Consider the following 17,210-nt stretch of genomic DNA (forward strand, 5'->3'; position numbering starts at 1 on the left):
GGTGGCGGGGCGACAGGGGGTTCGTGACGGCCGAGACGGCCGTGGCGATTCCGGCCCTGGTGGGCTTCGCACTGGCGCTGCTCTGGGCGCTGACGGCGGCGTCGGCGGAGATCCGGTGCGTGGACGCGGCCCGGGCCGGGGCCCGCGCGGTGGCCCGTTCCGAGCCGGAGGCCGTGGCGGTGGCGACGGCCAAGTCGGCGGCGCCGAAGGGCGCGACGGTCACGGTGCGGCGGACCGGGGAGCTGTGGCGGGTCCGGGTGGAGTCCGCCACGCCGGGTCCGCACCAGCTGGCCCTGACGTTGAGCGCGGAGGCGGCGGCACTGGCCGAGGACACGGTGGGGGAGGTCTCGTGAACGGGCGATTGCGCGGTCTCGCGAACCGGTGGATGCGAGACGCGGTGGAGCGACTGGGCCGGAATCCGCTCAACCGGCGGGCCCAGGGCCGGAGTTGCGCCGACCAGGGTGCCGCCACGGTGTGGGTGGCGCTCACGGCCGCCACGATGTGCGCGGTGTTCGCGGCCGTGCTGTGCCTCGGTCAGGCGGTGGCCGCCCGGCACCGGGCCGGCGGGGCCGCGGACCTGGCCGCGCTCGCGGCGGCCGACCGGGCCCTGTGGGGCTCGCCGGACGCCTGTGCCAAGGCTGCCGAGGTGGCTCGGGCCCAGGGCGCGGAGCTGGTGCGCTGCACGGTGGGCCAGGAGATCGCGGACGTACGGGTGCGGGCGAGGTTCGGCCCGTACGCACCGAGCGTCAGGGCCCGGGCGGGGCCGCCCCTGGCTCTTCCGGGGCTCCCCGCAGCAGTTCCGTGAGGAGGCGGACGGCGCCGCGCTTGTGCAGGGGGTCGTTGCCGTTGCCGCACTTGGGCGACTGGATGCAGGACGGGCAGCCTGCCTCGCACTCGCAGGACGCGATCGCCTCCCGGGTCGCGGTCAGCCAGCGCGCGGCGGTGTGGAAGGCGCGCTCGGCGAATCCGGCGCCGCCCGGGTTGCCGTCGTACACGAAGACCGTGGGCAGCAGGGTGTCCGGGTGCAGCGGGACGGAGACCCCGCCGATGTCCCAGCGGTCGCAGGTGGCGAAGAGCGGCAGCATCCCGATGGAGGCGTGCTCGGCGGCGTGCAGGGCGCCGCCGAGGATCTCCGGGTTGATGCGGGCGGCATCGAGCTGGTCCTCGGTGACCGTCCACCACACGGCCCGGGTGCGCAGGGTGCGGGGCGGCAGGTCGAGCTTGGTCTCGCCGAGCACCTCGCCGGTGATCAGTTTGCGGCGCAGGAAGGAGACGACCTGGTTGGTGACTTCGACGGAGCCGTAGCAGAGGCGGCCGGCTCCCCACGGGATCTCGGTGTCGGTCGAGAGGACGGAGATGGAGGTGGTGTCCCTGGCGACGGTCGAATAGGGCGGGCTGGCCTCCTCGACGAGGGCGGCGGAATCCTCCAGGTCCAGGTGCTTCACCAGGTACGTACGGCCCTGGTGGAGGTGGACGGCGCCGTCGTGGACGGTGGTGTGGGCGGCGGACGCGTCGACCGTGCCGAGCAGCCGTCCCGTCGAAGCCTCGACGACCTGGACCGGGCGGCCGCCCCCGCCGCGGATGTCGGTGAGGTCGGCTGCCCGCTCGCGGCGGGTCCAGAACCACCCGTTGCTGCGGCGCCGGAGCAGCCCCGCCTGCTCCAGCTGCGGCATGAGCTCCGGGCTCGCGGGGCCGAACAGTTCCAGGTCGGCCTCGGTGAGCGGGAGTTCGGCCGCGGCCGCGCACAGGTGGGGGGCCAGGACGTACGGGTTGTCCGGGTCGAGCACCGTGGACTCCACGGGCTGCTGGAACAGCGCCTCGGGGTGGTGGACGAGGTAGGTGTCCAGCGGGTCGTCGCGGGCGATCAGGACGGCCAGGGCGCCCTGGCCCGAGCGGCCTGCCCGGCCCGCCTGCTGCCACAGCGAGGCCCGGGTGCCCGGGTAGCCGGCGATCAGGACGGCGTCGAGGCCCGAGACGTCGATGCCGAGTTCCAGGGCGGTGGTGGCGGCCAGGCCCAGCAGCTCGCCGGAGTGCAGGGCCTGCTCCAGGGCGCGGCGTTCCTCGGGCAGGTAGCCGCCCCGGTAGGCGGCGACGCGCCGGGCCAGGGTGCGGTCGACCTCGTACAGGCGCTCCTGGGTGATGACCGAGATGAGTTCGGCGCCGCGCCGGGAGCGGACGAAGGCGACCGTGCGGACCCCCTGCACGGCCAGGTCGGTCAGGAGGTCGGCGGTCTCTGCGATGGCGGTGCGGCGCACCGGGGCGCCCTTCTCGCCGGCCAGCTCGGTGAGCGGGGGCTCCCACAGGGCGAAGACCAGCTCGCCGCGTGGGGAGGCGTCGTCGGCGACCTCGACGACGGGCAGACCGGTCAGGCGGCCCGCGGCGAGGGCGGGCGCGGCGGCCGTGGCCGAGGCGAGCAGGAAGACCGGGTCGGCGCCGTAGCGGGTGCACAGGCGGCGAAGGCGGCGCAGGACCTGGGCGACGTGGGAGCCGAAGACGCCGCGGTAGGTGTGGCACTCGTCGATGACGACATAGCGCAGGGAGCGCAGGAAGGAGGACCACCTGGGGTGGGAGGGCAGGATGCCCAGGTGCAGCATGTCCGGATTGGTGAGGACGTAGTTGGCGTACTGGCGTACCCATTCGCGTTCCTCGACCGGGGTGTCCCCGTCGTACACGGCGGGCCGGATCGCGTTGCCCAGTGGGGCCGCGAGGGCCTTCACCGAACGGCGCTGGTCGGCGGCCAGGGCCTTGGTCGGGGCGAGGTACAGGGCGGTCGTGCCGCGGCCGTTGGGGGCCTCGGAGCCGTCCAGGAGCGTGCTGAGGACGGGCGCCAGGTAGGCGAGCGACTTGCCGGAGGCGGTGCCGGTGGCGATCACCACCGACTCGCCGTTCAGGGCGTGCTCGGCCGCGGTGGCCTGATGGGCCCAGGGATGCTCGACGCCGGCGACCTGAATGGCGTTGATCACTTCCGGGCGGATGAGGTGCGGCCAGACTGCATGACGGCCCGCGCGCGGGGGCAAGTGCTCCGTATGAGTGATGCGCGCAGCCCGGTCGGCCCCTGCGGTGAGCCGGTCGAGGACCGTGCCGGGGTCGGGTCGTTCACCCGTGCTGTCGGCGGGTGTTCTGGGGCGGTGATTCCTGGCCATCGGCACCGAGTGTGTCACTGGCGTAGCGGACAATGGTCCCAAGGCGTCGTGCATGGCTGCTGGTAAGTGATTGAATGCCATCGCGGCTGGCGATCCGTTCTCTGGCTCCGCCGGGGAGACTCAGGGGGCGGCCGCTCGATAGCAAGGTGCTGGAGGATCCGTGGACCTGTCCCTGTCGACTCGCAATGTGTCCGGCCCTGGTGGCGACCGTACGGTCGTCGAGGTCGGTGGCGAGATTGATGTGTATACCGCGCCCAAGCTGCGCGAGCAGTTGGTCGAGTTGGTGAACGACGGCAGCTACCACCTGGTTGTCGACATGGAGGGCGTGGACTTCCTCGACTCCACCGGGCTGGGCGTGCTCGTCGGTGGGCTCAAGCGCGTGCGCGCGCACGAGGGCTCGCTGCGCCTGGTCTGCAACCAGGAGCGCATTTTGAAGATCTTCCGGATCACTGGGCTCACCAAGGTGTTCCCGATCCACGGCTCGGTCGACGAGGCCGTCAACGCGACCGACTGACGGTGGCCGTCCGCGGACGGCTCCGGAGGAAGGACAGGGGCGCCGGGCGGCACTTTGGCCCGGGGCCCCTGAGATGTACGCCCGTACGTTCGAGGGGGATCGCCAATGGCCACCGTTGAACTCCGTTTCAGTGCCCAGCCCGAGCATGTCAGGACGGCCCGTCTGGTGGCGGCCGCCGTGGCGCGCCGGGCCGGGGTCGACGAGGCAGTGCTCGACGAGGTCAGACTCGCCGTCGGCGAGGCGTGCAGCCGTGCCGTGGGGCTGCACCGCTCGCACGGCGTCGATGCCCCCGTCCGCGTCGTCCTGACCGAGGAGGAGAAGCTGTTCTCCATCGAGGTCGGCGACGAGGTGCCGGGATCGGGCGGCGGCGCCTCGGCGGTACCGGGGGTGCGCGGGTCGGCGCCCGGCGACGAGCTGGACGACGGCGCGGAGGACGAAATGGGCCTCGCTGTCATCAGTGGGCTTGTGGACGATGTGGAGGTCACCTCCGGCGACTCCGGTGGTGTCATCCGGATGAGCTGGCCGACCACACCGGCCACGGTGCTTCCCTGATCCACTTCTTTTCGATATTGGGACGGGCCCTGCTGAGCAGGGCCTTTTTCATTTATTGATCCAGATTTTCGGCCGCCGCACCTAGATCACCGATCAAGCGTCAATGCTTTTGCCCCATTACCGCTTTCGGGGGCATTCTCGTGTCCGGATCTCTCTCTGATGAGCCGATGAAGGTCAATTCCATTTGCGGCGCCCTGTTTTGATCGTGTTCCGCTACCTACAATCCGTCCACATCTTGAGCTCTGAGCGTCAAGGAGGACGAATGGCGGGGCTCTTCAACCCAACAGAACTCGACCACCCCACATCCCTAGCTGCCGCGGTCCTGACCGACGGCAACCGGCTGATCGTGATCGTCATCGCGGCTGTCGCGCTGGCGGCCCTGATCGTGGCGCAATTGCTGGTGCGCCAGGTCCTCGCGGCCGGCGAGGGCACCGATTCGATGAAGAAGATCGCGGCGGCCGTGCAGGAAGGCGCAAATGCCTATCTGACCCGGCAGTTGCGCACCCTCGGCATCTTCGCCGTCGTGGTGTTCTTCCTGCTGTTCCTGCTGCCGTCCGACAACTGGTCGCAGCGCGTAGGCCGTTCCGTGTTCTTCCTGATCGGCGCCGTCTTCTCGGCGACGACGGGATACATCGGGATGCGTCTCGCCGTACGCGCGAATGTGCGCGTCGCGGCAGCCGCCCGAGAGGCGACTCCCGCGGAGGGCGAACCCGAAAAGGATCTCACCGCGGTCTCCCACAAGGCCATGAAGATCGCTTTCCGTACCGGCGGCGTCGTCGGCATGTTCACGGTGGGCCTCGGCCTGCTCGGCGCCTCGGTCGTCGTGCTCGTGTACGCGGCCGACGCCCCCAAGGTCCTGGAGGGCTTCGGTCTCGGCGCGGCCCTGATCGCGATGTTCATGCGTGTCGGCGGCGGCATCTTCACCAAGGCCGCCGACGTCGGCGCCGACCTGGTCGGCAAGGTCGAGCAGGGCATCCCCGAGGACGACCCGCGCAACGCCGCCACCATCGCGGACAACGTGGGCGACAACGTCGGCGACTGCGCCGGCATGGCGGCCGACCTGTTCGAGTCGTACGCCGTGACCCTGGTCGCGGCGCTGATCCTCGGCAAGGCGGCGTTCGGCGACTCGGGCCTCGCCTTCCCGCTGATCGTCCCGGCGATCGGCGTGGTCACCGCGATGATCGGCATCTTCGCGGTCGCCCCGCGGCGCGCCGACCGCAGCGGAATGTCGGCCATCAACCGCGGCTTCTTCATCTCCGCGGTGATCTCGCTGGCCCTGGTGGCCGTCGCGGTCTTCGTCTACCTGCCGTCCTCGTACGCCAAGTTGAACGGCGTCACGGACGAAGTGATCAAGAGTCACGAGGGCAACCCGCGGATCCTCGCACTGGTCGCCGTCGCCATCGGCATCGTCCTGGCGGCGCTGATCCAGCAGCTGACGGGGTACTTCACCGAGACGACCCGGCGTCCCGTCAGGGACATCGGCAAGTCCTCGCTCACGGGGCCGGCCACCGTCGTCCTGGCCGGTATCTCCATCGGCCTCGAATCGGCCGTCTACACCGCCCTGTTGATCGGTCTCGGCGTCTACGGGGCCTTCCTGCTCGGCGGCACCTCGGTCATGCTCGCGCTGTTCGCGGTGGCGCTTGCCGGCACCGGTCTGCTCACCACGGTCGGCGTGATCGTCGCCATGGACACCTTCGGACCGGTCTCCGACAACGCCCAGGGCATCGCGGAGATGTCCGGCGACGTCCAGGGCGCGGGCGCCCAGGTGCTCACCGACCTGGACGCCGTCGGCAACACCACCAAGGCCATCACCAAGGGCATCGCGATCGCCACCGCCGTACTCGCGGCCTCGGCGCTCTACGGTTCCTTCAAGGACGCCATCGGGACGGCCGTCAGCGACGTCCACGCCAAGGCAGGCGAACTGACCTTGAGCATGGACATCTCACAGCCCAACAACCTGGTCGGGCTCATGCTGGGCGCCGCGGTCGTCTTCCTCTTCTCGGGGCTGGCGATCAACGCCGTGTCCCGGTCGGCCGGTTCGGTGGTCTTCGAGGTGCGGCGGCAGTTCCGCGAGCACCCCGGGATCATGGACTACACCGAGCAGCCGGAGTACGGGCGAGTCGTCGACATCTGTACGAAGGACGCGCTCCGCGAGCTGGCAACCCCCGGCCTGCTCGCGGTGCTCGCGCCCATCGCCGTCGGCTTCACCCTCGGCGTCGGCGCCCTCGGCTCCTACCTCGCGGGCGCGATCGGCACCGGCACCCTGATGGCGGTCTTCCTCGCCAACTCGGGCGGCGCCTGGGACAACGCCAAGAAGCTGGTCGAGGACGGCCACTTCGGCGGCAAGGGCAGCGAGGCCCATGCCGCCACCGTCATCGGCGACACCGTCGGCGACCCCTTCAAGGACACCGCGGGCCCCGCGATCAACCCGCTGCTCAAGGTGATGAACCTGGTGGCGCTCCTGATCGCACCGGCCATCGTGAAGTTCTCCTACGGAGACGACGCGAACCCGGCCGTACGAGGGATCGTGGCGGCGCTCGCCGTCATCGTCATCGTCGGCGCGGTGTACGTCTCGAAGCGGCGCAGTGTGGCCGTGGGTGACGACGGCAACAACGAGCGGGTCGCTAAGTCAGTTGACCCGGCGGTGGTTTCGTAGCCGTAAGCGGCGCAAAGGGCGGGCGGACGGTGGGGTTTGACACACCGTCCGCCCGTTCTGCTTGGTGCAAATGGCTTCAATAGGGGGCAGACGGTACGGACGGCAAGCGTTTGTCGCCCACTTGGCGTGTATGTTCCGGGGCCGAGAGCCTTGGAAGGGACCAAACCGGTGAACAAGAAGCTTGCGGCCGCACTGTCCGGCGGTGCGGTACTGATGCTGACGTTGTCGGGCTGCAGCGACGATTCCAACAAGAAGGTCGACGACTGGGCGAAGACCTTCTGCAACACGGCCCAGCCCCAGTTCAAGAAGATCACCGACGCCAACGCCGCCATCCAGGCGCAGACGCGTGACGACAGCAAGCCGGCCGACGTGCAGAAGACCGACTCGGCTGCCTTCCAGCAGATCTCGGACGCCTACAAGGCGCTGGGCGCCGCCGTCGACAAGGCCGGCGCTCCGCCGGTCAAGGACGGCGCCACCACCCAGCAGGAGGCCGTCAAGGAGCTGAACGCCTCCTCCGTGTCGTACGCGAACCTCAAGAAGAAGGTCGACGCGCTCAACGCCGGGGATCAGGCGGCGTTCGCCAAGGGCCTGGAGGACATCGCGACCGAGCTCGGCAAGATCAGCTCGACGGGTGACGCCTCCCTGAAGAAGCTGGAGTCCGGCGACATCGGCAAGGCCATGCAGAAGCAGCCCGGCTGCCAGAAGCAGACCCCGTCCTCTCCCGCGCCCTCGGCGTCGGGCGCGGGCGCACCGGCCGCGTCCTCCTCGCCGTCGGGCTCCGCAGCACCTTCGGCCTCGGCCTCGGAGAGCCCGAAGTCGTAGCCCGCACGCGCCCTCGACCGTGGCCCGGACCCCCAGCGGGGGCCGGGCCATGGCCGTGATGGGGTGATTGTCAGTGGCAGCGGCCACAATGGCCGGGTGAGTACGACCAGTCTTCCCGCGCCCGAGCACGCAGCCCGCCTGCGTGACGCCCTGCTCGCCGCCGCCTTCACCGCCGACGGCCTGCTCGACCTGCTCGGCGCGCCCGCGTACGCCGCGCTGGCCCGCAGCGAGACCGTGCCCGCCCTGCGCGCCACCCGCGGGCAGGCGCCGCTCGACACGCTGGTGCGGCTCTTCCTGCTCCAGCAGCCCGTTCCGTACGAGAGCGCCCGCGCGGCCCTGCCGCTGGAGGAGGCCCTCGCGGACGGCTGGGTGGACCGCGTAGGCGACGAGGTGCGGGCCACGGTGGACGTACGGCCCTACGGCGGGCCCGAGGGGCAGGACTGGTTCATCGTCTCCGACCTGGGCTGCGCGGTCGGCGGCGCGGGCGGGGCGAGCGGCCGCGACGAGGCCATGGTGCTCGGCGTCGGCGGCGCCTCCACGACGCTGGCCGGCATCACGGTCCGGCGGCCCGTCGGCTCGGCCCTCGACCTCGGCACCGGCTCCGGCATTCAGGCGCTGCACGCCGCCCAGCACGCCACCCGGGTCACCGCCACCGACCTGAACCCGCGCGCGCTCGACTTCACCCGGCTCACCCTCGCCCTGTCGGGCGCGCCACAGGCCGAGCTGCGGACGGGTTCGCTGTACGAGCCGGTGGGCGAGGAGACGTACGACCTGATCGTGTCCAACCCGCCGTTCGTCATCTCGCCCGGCGCCCGGCTGACCTACCGGGACGGCGGAATGGGCGGGGACGATCTGTGCCGCACGCTCGTTCAGCAGGCGGGGGAGCGGCTCAACCCCGGCGGGTACGCCCAGTTCCTGGCCAACTGGCAGCACGTCGAGGGCGAGGAGTGGCAGGACCGGCTGCGCTCCTGGGTCCCGCGCGGCTGCGACGCCTGGATCGTGCAGCGCGAGGTTCAGGACATCACCCAGTACGCCGAGCTGTGGCTGCGCGACGCCGGGGACCACCACACCGACCCGGCCAGGTACGCCGAGCGTTACGAGGCGTGGCTGGACGAGTTCGAGGCGCGCAAGACCAAGGCGGTCGGCTTCGGCTGGATCACCCTGCGTCGCACGGACAGCGAGCAGCCGTCCATCGTGGCCGAGGAGTGGCCGCACCCGGTCGAGCAGCCGCTCGGCGACGCGGTGCACGCGCACTTCGAGCGGCAGGACTATCTGCGCCGGCACGACGACGCGGCGCTGCTCGCCGACCGGTTCCGCCTGGCCGACGAGGTGGTGCAGGAGCAGGTGGGGTTGCCGGGCGCGGAGGACCCGGAGCACGTGGTGCTGCGGCAGAACCGCGGCATGCGCCGGGCCACCAAGGTGGACACGGTGGGCGCCGGGTTCGCGGGCGTCTGCGACGGGCAGCTGGCGGCCGGCCGGATTCTGGACGCGATCGCCCAGCTGATCGACGAGGACCCGGTGCGGCTGCGGGACCGTACGCCGGAGGCCATCCGGCTGCTGGTCGAGCAGGGCTTCCTGGAGCCGGTGGGGGAGTAACCCCCGATGAGAGAGGGGCGGGAGAGGCGGGAGGGGGGAAGAGTGATCAGGATCGAGCTGGACGAGGCGGCGCTGGGGCCGACCCGAATAACCGTCAGCCCCCTGTGGACGCGTTCCGCAGCCTGCATCTCCTGGCGGAGCACCGACAGCCGTCGTGGCCCTACCAGGAGTGGGAGGTGCGGGCCCGGAAAGTGCTGAGCCGGGACAAGGGGGTCGAGCCACTGCGCCGGCTCCTCAACGGCCCTTTGAATTTCCCGGACTTCATCCTGCCTCCCCTCCATCGGCACGACCTCGGTGGAGGAGGAGCCGACCGCGCTGCGGGCGACCTCGCCGGAGGCCGTACGGCAGCAGCTGGCCGAGCACTATCCCGGCATGGAGGACGACGCGCTGGTCCGCCCCCACCGGGAGGATCCGCAGGCGGCGTGCGCGTAGCTCGCCGACGCCTACCAGGCCTACTGGGACGGCGCGTTGGCCGATGTGGGGCCGACGATGCGACGGCTGGTGGAGGACGAAGTCCTGCTCAGGGCGCGGACGTTCGCGACCGGGGGCATCGCCGCGTGCCTGGTGCTCGGTCTGAGCCCGCCCGCCCGCGCACTGGCGGGGCTCGCCCTGGTGCTGGTCGCGGCCGCCGTCGCCTGCTCGGCCTTCGGGCTGGCGCTCGGCGCGCTCGGCCTGCGCACGCGGGACGTGTTCCTCGTATCGAAGGTGGCCAGTTCCGCCCTGCTGCTGCTCACCGGAGCGAACGTGCCCCGGCAGTCGCTGCCCGGCTGGATGCGTACGACGGGTGACGTACCGCCGCTGACGCACGCGGCGGACGCGGCCCGACGACTGGCGCACGGCGGCGGCATCGCCTGGGACGCGGTGGGCGCGGAATGCGCCGTCGGCGTGGGATACGCCCTGCTCACGGTGGTGCTGCTCGCCGTGTTCGAGCGGGGCGGCAGGCGGCGGGCCACGGTCGATGTGATGTGACGCTCGACGCCCCTGTGACGTACGACGCCCCGACGGACCCTGACGAGAGGGGATCTGGCTGAAATGTGCATGATCGGGTGACCGTTCACCCGGCGTTCTCCGGAATGCGGCCCCGGCTCTGCCCGGGGGTGCCACACGGTGGCCAGGATCGCGCCCATGAACGCATTGGGAGGGACCGAGACGGGGCCGGCCGTCTTCGCGGGAACGGTGTTCCTGCTGTTCGGGGGCGCTCTGCTGCTGTGGACGGCATCCTGTGTGCGCCGCCGCACGCCGGTCGCGCAGGGGGTTCCGCCGACCGCCTCCGCCGTGCTCGCGAGCGTCTTCGGCGCCGCCTTCCTTTTCCTCGGTCTCTGGTGCTTCGCCCGGATCTAGCCCGAAAGGGGATCAAACGCTTTTCGGAAGGCTTCGGGACGGTCCGGGCGGCAGGATCGCGGTAAGTCGGGTTACCGTTCGAGTGGCCGCTGCGGGCTTTTGCTGTTTGACACGGGGGCGGGTTGTACCGTCACACTCCGCAGCGTCACGTACTGACACCCGAGTGCCGACCCGGAGAGAAGAGCGAAGTTGTCCCCGACCAGCGAGACCGCAAAGGGCGGCCGCCGACTCGTCATCGTCGAGTCTCCTGCCAAGGCGAAGACGATCAAGGGCTACCTCGGCCCCGGTTATGTCGTCGAGGCGAGCGTCGGGCACATCCGCGACCTGCCGAACGGCGCCGCCGAGGTGCCCGAGAAGTACACCGGCGAGGTGCGCCGTCTCGGCGTGGACGTCGAACACGACTTCCAGCCGATCTACGTCGTCAATGCCGACAAGAAGGCCCAGGTCAGGAAGCTCAAGGAGCTCCTTGCCGAGTCCGACGAACTCTTCCTCGCCACCGATGAGGACCGCGAGGGCGAAGCCATCGCGTGGCACCTGCAGGAAGTGCTGAAGCCCAAGGTCCCGGTCCACCGGATGGTCTTCCACGAGATCACCAAGGACGCGATCCGGGACGCCGTCGCCAACCCGCGCGAGCTCAACCAGCGCATGGTCGACGCCCAGGAGACCCGACGCATCCTCGACCGCCTCTACGGCTACGAGGTCTCGCCGGTCCTGTGGAAGAAGGTCATGCCGCGGCTGTCCGCCGGGCGCGTCCAGTCCGTCGCCACCCGACTCGTCGTGGAGCGGGAACGCGAGCGCATCGCGTTTCGTTCTGCTGAGTACTGGGACCTGACCGGGACGTTCTCCACCGGCCGGGCGGGCGACGCCTCCGACCCGTCCACGCTGGTGGCACGGCTCAACACGGTCGATGGCCGGCGCGTTGCGCAGGGCCGCGACTTCGGCCCCGACGGACAACTCAAGAGCGACGTCCTGCACCTGGACGAGGCGAACGCGCGCGCTCTGGCCGCAGCCCTCGCCGACTCCTCCTTCGCCGTGCGCTCGGTGGAGTCCAAGCCCTACCGCCGCTCGCCGTACGCCCCGTTCCGTACGACGACGCTGCAGCAGGAGGCCTCGCGCAAGCTGGGCTTCGGCGCCAAAGCGACCATGCAGGTCGCCCAGAAGCTGTACGAGAACGGCTTCATCACCTATATGCGTACGGACTCCACGACGCTGTCCGACACGGCCGTCACGGCCGCCCGGGCCCAGGTGACGCAGCTGTACGGCGCCGACTACCTGCCGGACAAGCCGCGTACGTACGCCGGGAAGGTCAAGAACGCGCAGGAGGCGCACGAGGCGATCCGCCCTTCGGGTGATCGTTTCCGCACCCCGGCCGAGACCGGCCTGACGGGCGACCAGTTCCGGCTCTACGAGCTGATCTGGAAGCGGACCGTCGCCTCTCAGATGAAGGACGCGGTCGGCAACTCGGTGACCGTGAAGATCGCGGGGCGGGCGAGCGACGGCCGGCAGGCCGAGTTCACCGCGTCCGGCAAGACGATCACCTTCCACGGCTTCATGAAGGCCTACGTCGAGGGTGCGGACGACCCGAACGCCGAGCTCGACGACCGCGAGCGCCGGCTGCCGCAGGTGGCCGAGGGCGACGCGCTGTCGTCCGAGGAGATCTCGGTGGACGGCCACGCGACCAAGCCGCCGGCCCGCTACACCGAGGCCTCGCTGGTCAAGGAGCTGGAAGAGCGCGAGATCGGGCGTCCTTCGACGTACGCCTCGATCATCGGCACGATCCTGGACCGCGGGTACGTGTTCAAGAAGGGCACGGCGCTCGTTCCGTCGTTCCTGAGCTTCGCCGTGGTCAACCTCTTGGAAAAGCACTTCGGGCGGCTCGTCGACTACGACTTCACCGCCAAGATGGAGGACGACCTCGACCGCATCGCGCGGGGCGAAGCCCAGGCGGTGCCGTGGCTGAGGCGGTTCTACTTCGGTGAGGGCGACGCGGCGACGGCCGGCTCCGCCTCGTCGGCCGGAAACGGCGACGGGGACCACCTCGGCGGGCTCAAGGAGCTCGTGACCGACCTCGGCGCGATCGACGCCCGCGAGATCTCCTCGTTCCCCGTCGGCGAGGGCATCGTGCTGCGCGTCGGCCGCTACGGCCCGTATGTCGAGCGCGGCGAGAAGGACTCCGAGGGCCACCAGCGCGCGGACGTCCCGGACGACCTGGCGCCCGACGAGCTGACCGTCGAGTACGCGGAGGAACTGCTCGCCAAGCCGAGCGGCGACTTCGAGCTGGGCGCGGACCCGGTGACCGGTCACCAGATCGTCGCCAAGGACGGTCGCTACGGTCCGTACGTCACCGAAATCCTGCCCGAGGGCACGCCGAAGACCGGCAAGAACGCGGTCAAGCCGCGGACCGCCTCGCTCTTCAAGTCGATGTCCCTGGACACGGTGACGCTGGACGACGCCCTCAAGCTCATGTCGCTGCCTCGTGTGGTCGGCACGGACGCCGAGGGCGTCGAGATCACCGCGCAGAACGGCCGCTACGGGCCGTATCTGAAGAAGGGCACCGACTCGCGCTCCCTGGAGACCGAGGACCAGCTCTTCTCCATCACGCTCGAAGAGGCGCTGGCGATCTACGCCCAGCCCAAGCAGCGTGGCCGCGCCGCCGCCAAGCCGCCGCTCAAGGAGCTCGGCGTCGACCCGGTCAGCGAGAAGCCGGTCGTGGTCAAGGACGGCCGCTTCGGCCCGTACGTCACCGACGGCGAGACCAACGCGACGCTGCGGACCGCCGACAGCGTCGAGGAGATCACGCCGGAGCGGGGCTTCGAGTTGCTCGCCGAGAAGCGCGCCAAGGGACCGGCCAAGAAGACGGCGAAGAAGGCCCCCGCCAAGAAGGCCGCGGCGAAGAAGGCGCCCGCCAAGAAGACGGCGCCCGCCAAGAAGACGGCGGCCGCGAAGAAGACCGCTGCGTCCAAGACGACCGCGGCGAAGAAGGCTCCCGCGAAGAAGACCGCCGCCAAGAAGGCCACGGCTTCGGAGTAGGTCCGACGGTTGACGGGGGGCCGGGCACATGCCCCGGCCCCCCTTCCGCGTTGAGCCCCGGTGGAGCCCGAGTCGCGTCGTCCGCCCATATGTTCGGGCACCCCCGCAAGGACCGGCGCGCTCCGGATAGGCTGGGCGGATGACGCGAGGAGCCGAGCACCCCCCAAGCTCTGAAGGAGTCGTGAGCCCCATTTCCGACGCCCTGGCCGCAGACTCACGCGAGCGCGCCGTACGCGCCCTGCTGCGCATCCCTTCGCTGCGGCGGCTGTGGAGCGCACAGCTCGTAGGCGGGATCGGCGACGCGCTCGCCGTACTCGTCACGCTGTTGCTGGCGTTGCAGGCGGCGGTGGAGCAGCAGTCCTTCGGCGGTGGATACCGGGGGGCGGCGTTCGCCGTCGCCGCGGTCCTCGGCGCCCGGGTGTTCGCGACAGTGCTCTTCGGGGCCGCGCTCCTTGGCCCGGTCTCCGCGCTGACCGCGCCGAACGGGCCGCTCGACCGGCGCTGGACGATGGTCGGCGCCGACGGCGTACGGGCCGCGCTGCTGATCGTCGCGCCGCTGTGGATCGACTGGACCCCGGCCAACGCCCTGCTCCTCATCCTCGTCACCGCCTTCCTCTCGGGAGTCGCCGAACGGTTCTGGACGGTCGCCAAGGAGAGCGCGGCGCCCGCGCTGTTGCCCGCGCCTCCTTTGGAGGGCGCCGCCGTCCGGCCGCTGCCGGACCATCTGGACGCGCTGCGCAGGCTCTCGCTGCGTACGACCTTCGTCGCGATCCCGCTGGGCGCCGCGGCTCTGCTCGTCGCGGCCCTCGTGAGCAATCTGCTCGGAACGGGCGTCGACTGGTTCAAGCTGCACCAGGCCGCGCTCGGCTCGTACCTCGCCGCCGGGCTCTTCGCCGCGTCGATTTCCGTGGTCGCCCTGCTCGAACTGCCCGACACCCAGACGCCGCGGGCCCGTTCGCCGCTGGAGGGGCTGCGCAGGCCCAGCACCGGAAACGGCCCTGACAAGGGACGTACCGGCACGGTTCCGCTGCTCGTGCTCGCCTGCGCCTCGGTTGCCGCAGCGATCGCCGCGGCCGCCTCCGTCGCCGTGCTGCACGCCGTCGACCTGGGCGGCGGCCCGGCCGCGTTCGCGCTGCTCACCCTCGCGCTGACCGGTGGCACGGTGCTCGGCATCCGTACCGCCGCCAAGATCCTTCCGGTGCTCTCCCGGCGTCGCCTGCTGGCGCTGGCCATCGCCGTCACCGGCGTCGCGCTGCTCGCCATGGGCCTCGTGCCGGACCTCGCGACCGTGCTGCTCATCGCCTTGATCGCCGGCGTCGCCGCCGGTGTCGCCGCGAACACCGGGCACGTACTGATCGACCAGGAGACCGAGGAGTACCGCAGGGCCCGCACCACCGAGCACCTCCAGGCGGTCGTACGGGTCGCGATGGGGCTCGGCGCCATCATCGCGCCGCTGCTCGCCGCCGCGATCGGCAGCCACCGGGTCGAGTCGGGCTCGTTCGTCTTCGCGCACGGCGGCGCCGGATTCACGCTGATGCTGGTCGGCGCGCTGCTGCTGCCCATGGCCGCGGTCGTCCTCGCCAAGGCCGACGACCGCCAGGGCGTGCCGCTGCGGCGCGATCTGGCCGACGCGGTACGCGGCTCCGACCCGGTGCAGGCACCGGCCGCGACCGGCTTCTTCATCGCCCTGGAGGGCGGCGACGGCGCCGGCAAGTCCACCCAGGCCGAGGCGCTCGCCGAATGGATCCGGGCCAAGGGCCACGAGGTCGTGGTGACGCGTGAGCCCGGTGCGACGCCGGTGGGCAAGCGGCTGCGGTCGATCCTGCTCGACGTGTCGTCGGCCGGCCTCTCCAACCGCGCCGAGGCGCTGCTGTACGCCGCGGACCGCGCGGAGCACGTCGACTCGCTGGTACGCCCCGCCCTGGAGCGCGGCGCGATCGTCATCTCGGACCGCTACATCGACTCGTCCGTGGCCTACCAGGGGGCCGGTCGTGATCTGTCCCCGACCGAAGTTGCCCGGATCAACCGGTGGGCAACTGGCGGACTCGTACCGAATCTGACCGTTCTGCTCGACGTTTCGCCCGAAACGGCCCGCGAGCGCTTTACGGAGGCGCCGGACCGGCTGGAGTCGGAGCCGCCGGAGTTCCACGGACGAGTGAGGTCCGGGTTCCTCACCCTGGCCGCCGCCGACCCCGCGCGCTACCTGGTGGTCGACGCGGGCCAGGAGCCGGAGGCCGTCACCACGGTCGTACGTCACCGGCTCGACCAGATGCTGCCGCTCTCCGAGGCCGAGGTCAGGGCCCAGGAGGAGGCGCGCAGGAAGGCCGAGGAAGAGGCCCGCAAGCGCGCCGAGGAAGAGGCCGCACGCAAGGCCGAGGAGGAGCGCCTGGAGCGCGAGCGGCAGGCACAGCTCGCCAAGCTCCGGGCCGAGGAGGAAGAGCGCAAGCGGCGCGAGCTCGAAGAGGCGCGCCTCCGTGAGGAGGAGCGTCAGGCGGAGGAGGCCCGGCAGCGGGCCGAGGAGGCCAGGCGCCTCGCCGAGGAGGAGCGCGTACGGCGCGAGGCCGAGGAGAAGGCGCGCGCGGCCGAGCAGGAACGCCTGCGTAAGCAGGCGGAGGACGAGGCCCGGCTGCGCGCCGAGGCGGAAGCGCGCCGCCTGGAGAAGCAGCGCAAGGCCGAGGAGGCGTTGCTGCGCGCGGAGGAGGCCCGCCGCTTGGCGGAGGCCGCGGCGGTTGCCGCGGCGGCGGAGGCGGCTGCCAAGGAGAGCCGTTCGGCTGCGGCCGGTTCGGCCGGGTCCGCTGCGGCGAGTGCGTCCGGGGCGGCCGATTCTGGCGGCTCTGCCGGCTCCGGCAGGTCGGGCGGTTCCGCCGGGTCGTCCGGCTCGGCCCGGTCCGCGGATGTCTCAGAGTCGGAGATCACGGTGGCGACCCCGGTCGTCAGCCCGAACGAAGTGACCCAGCCGGTGCCGGTCGCCGAGCCCAACGAGGTCACCCAGCCGGTGCCAGTGCCCGAGCCGGATGCGGCTGGCGAGGCGGGGGCCGGGTCCGGCCGCGCCTCCGATGCCGAGGAGACGACGGTTCTGCCGTCGGTATCCGACCCGGCGCGGAACGCCGGCCGTGACGCCCGGGCCGCCGACGAGACCGCGGTACTGCCGCCGGTGCGCGATGCCGACCCTGCGGACCGGGTGCCGCCGGGCCTCTTCCGCGACGAGCGGGGGGCCGGACACCAGGCCGACGGAGGCAACGAGCGCACGCGTGAACTGCCTCAGATCGACCCGGTGACGGGCCAGGAGCGGGCGCGCCGGCGTTCGGACTGGGCGGAGGAGACCCCGCTGGACGACCTGCCGACGCTCGCGGACGAACTGCTCGGCCCGCGCGACGACGAGGACGACAACCCGCGCGGCGGCCGCCGCAGGCGCTGACCGGCCCGGATCGGCTCGGCACGGCACGGCTCGGACTGCTCGGACGGCTCGGTTCGCCTTGATTCGACCCGGGATCTGCGGGGGCCGGGGCCGCCGAGGTGGGGTCGGCCGTAGGAGCGGCATTCGTGCTGGCACGCA

At 71.4% G+C, this 17,210-nt stretch carries 13 protein-coding genes; 12 read left to right on the forward strand and 1 reads right to left on the reverse strand.

The window, feature by feature from the left end; genetic code table 11:
* The first annotated feature begins 23 nt into the window (after nucleotides 1-23).
* Both ACWC2B_RS23060 and ACWC2B_RS23065 read left to right on the forward strand, forming a co-directional pair.
* Nucleotides 24-353, forward strand: a complete 330-nt coding sequence (locus tag ACWC2B_RS23060; protein WP_450719457.1) for a TadE family type IV pilus minor pilin — start codon at nucleotides 24-26, stop codon at nucleotides 351-353.
* Entirely contained in the window at nucleotides 350-805 is a 456-nt protein-coding gene (locus tag ACWC2B_RS23065; protein WP_450719459.1) for an Rv3654c family TadE-like protein, read from the forward strand. The genes ACWC2B_RS23060 and ACWC2B_RS23065 overlap by 4 nt, the downstream gene beginning before the upstream one ends.
* Here the strand turns inward: ACWC2B_RS23065 and ACWC2B_RS23070 are convergent.
* Nucleotides 747-3,224 (reverse strand): DEAD/DEAH box helicase, encoded by a 2,478-nt coding sequence (locus ACWC2B_RS23070; protein ID WP_450719461.1) that lies wholly within the window; start codon nucleotides 3,222-3,224, stop codon nucleotides 747-749. The genes ACWC2B_RS23065 and ACWC2B_RS23070 overlap by 59 nt on opposite strands.
* Before the next feature lie 79 nt (nucleotides 3,225-3,303).
* Between ACWC2B_RS23070 and ACWC2B_RS23075 the strand changes: the two genes are divergently transcribed.
* From ACWC2B_RS23075 to tmk, 10 genes are all read left to right on the forward strand, one after another.
* Nucleotides 3,304-3,657: an STAS domain-containing protein gene (locus tag ACWC2B_RS23075; protein WP_053728100.1), complete on the forward strand. Its 354-nt coding sequence runs from the start codon at nucleotides 3,304-3,306 to the stop codon at nucleotides 3,655-3,657.
* A 105-nt stretch (nucleotides 3,658-3,762) separates the two neighbouring features.
* The gene (locus ACWC2B_RS23080) at nucleotides 3,763-4,209 is read left to right on the forward strand and encodes an ATP-binding protein (protein ID WP_450719464.1); all 447 of its coding nucleotides are present in this window, start codon (nucleotides 3,763-3,765) and stop codon (nucleotides 4,207-4,209) included.
* Nucleotides 4,210-4,471: 262 nt separating this feature from the next.
* Entirely contained in the window at nucleotides 4,472-6,865 is a 2,394-nt protein-coding gene (locus ACWC2B_RS23085; RefSeq protein WP_450719466.1) for a sodium-translocating pyrophosphatase, read from the forward strand.
* Between the two features lie 168 nt (nucleotides 6,866-7,033).
* Nucleotides 7,034-7,687, forward strand: a complete 654-nt coding sequence (locus ACWC2B_RS23090; RefSeq protein ID WP_450719468.1) for a small secreted protein — start codon at nucleotides 7,034-7,036, stop codon at nucleotides 7,685-7,687.
* A 96-nt stretch (nucleotides 7,688-7,783) separates the two neighbouring features.
* Nucleotides 7,784-9,283: a DUF7059 domain-containing protein gene (locus ACWC2B_RS23095; protein WP_450719470.1), complete on the forward strand. Its 1,500-nt coding sequence runs from the start codon at nucleotides 7,784-7,786 to the stop codon at nucleotides 9,281-9,283.
* A gap of 294 nt (nucleotides 9,284-9,577) precedes the next feature.
* Nucleotides 9,578-9,715 (forward strand): hypothetical protein, encoded by a 138-nt coding sequence (locus ACWC2B_RS23100; protein ID WP_450719472.1) that lies wholly within the window; start codon nucleotides 9,578-9,580, stop codon nucleotides 9,713-9,715.
* Between the two features lie 57 nt (nucleotides 9,716-9,772).
* A complete protein-coding gene (locus tag ACWC2B_RS23105) occupies nucleotides 9,773-10,252 on the forward strand; it encodes an ABC transporter permease (RefSeq protein ID WP_450719474.1) in 480 nt (159 codons plus the stop codon).
* Nucleotides 10,253-10,408: 156 nt separating this feature from the next.
* Nucleotides 10,409-10,624, forward strand: coding sequence for a hypothetical protein (locus tag ACWC2B_RS23110; protein WP_450719476.1), 216 nt, complete (start codon nucleotides 10,409-10,411; stop codon nucleotides 10,622-10,624).
* A gap of 189 nt (nucleotides 10,625-10,813) precedes the next feature.
* Nucleotides 10,814-13,654, forward strand: coding sequence for a type I DNA topoisomerase (gene topA / locus ACWC2B_RS23115; protein ID WP_450719478.1), 2,841 nt, complete (start codon nucleotides 10,814-10,816; stop codon nucleotides 13,652-13,654).
* 139 nt (nucleotides 13,655-13,793) lie between these two features.
* Nucleotides 13,794-17,072, forward strand: a complete 3,279-nt coding sequence (tmk, locus tag ACWC2B_RS23120) for a dTMP kinase (RefSeq protein ID WP_450719480.1) — start codon at nucleotides 13,794-13,796, stop codon at nucleotides 17,070-17,072.
* Nucleotides 17,073-17,210: the final 138 nt, after the last annotated feature.

The organism is Streptomyces sp. NPDC001415 (genome assembly GCF_053597395.1).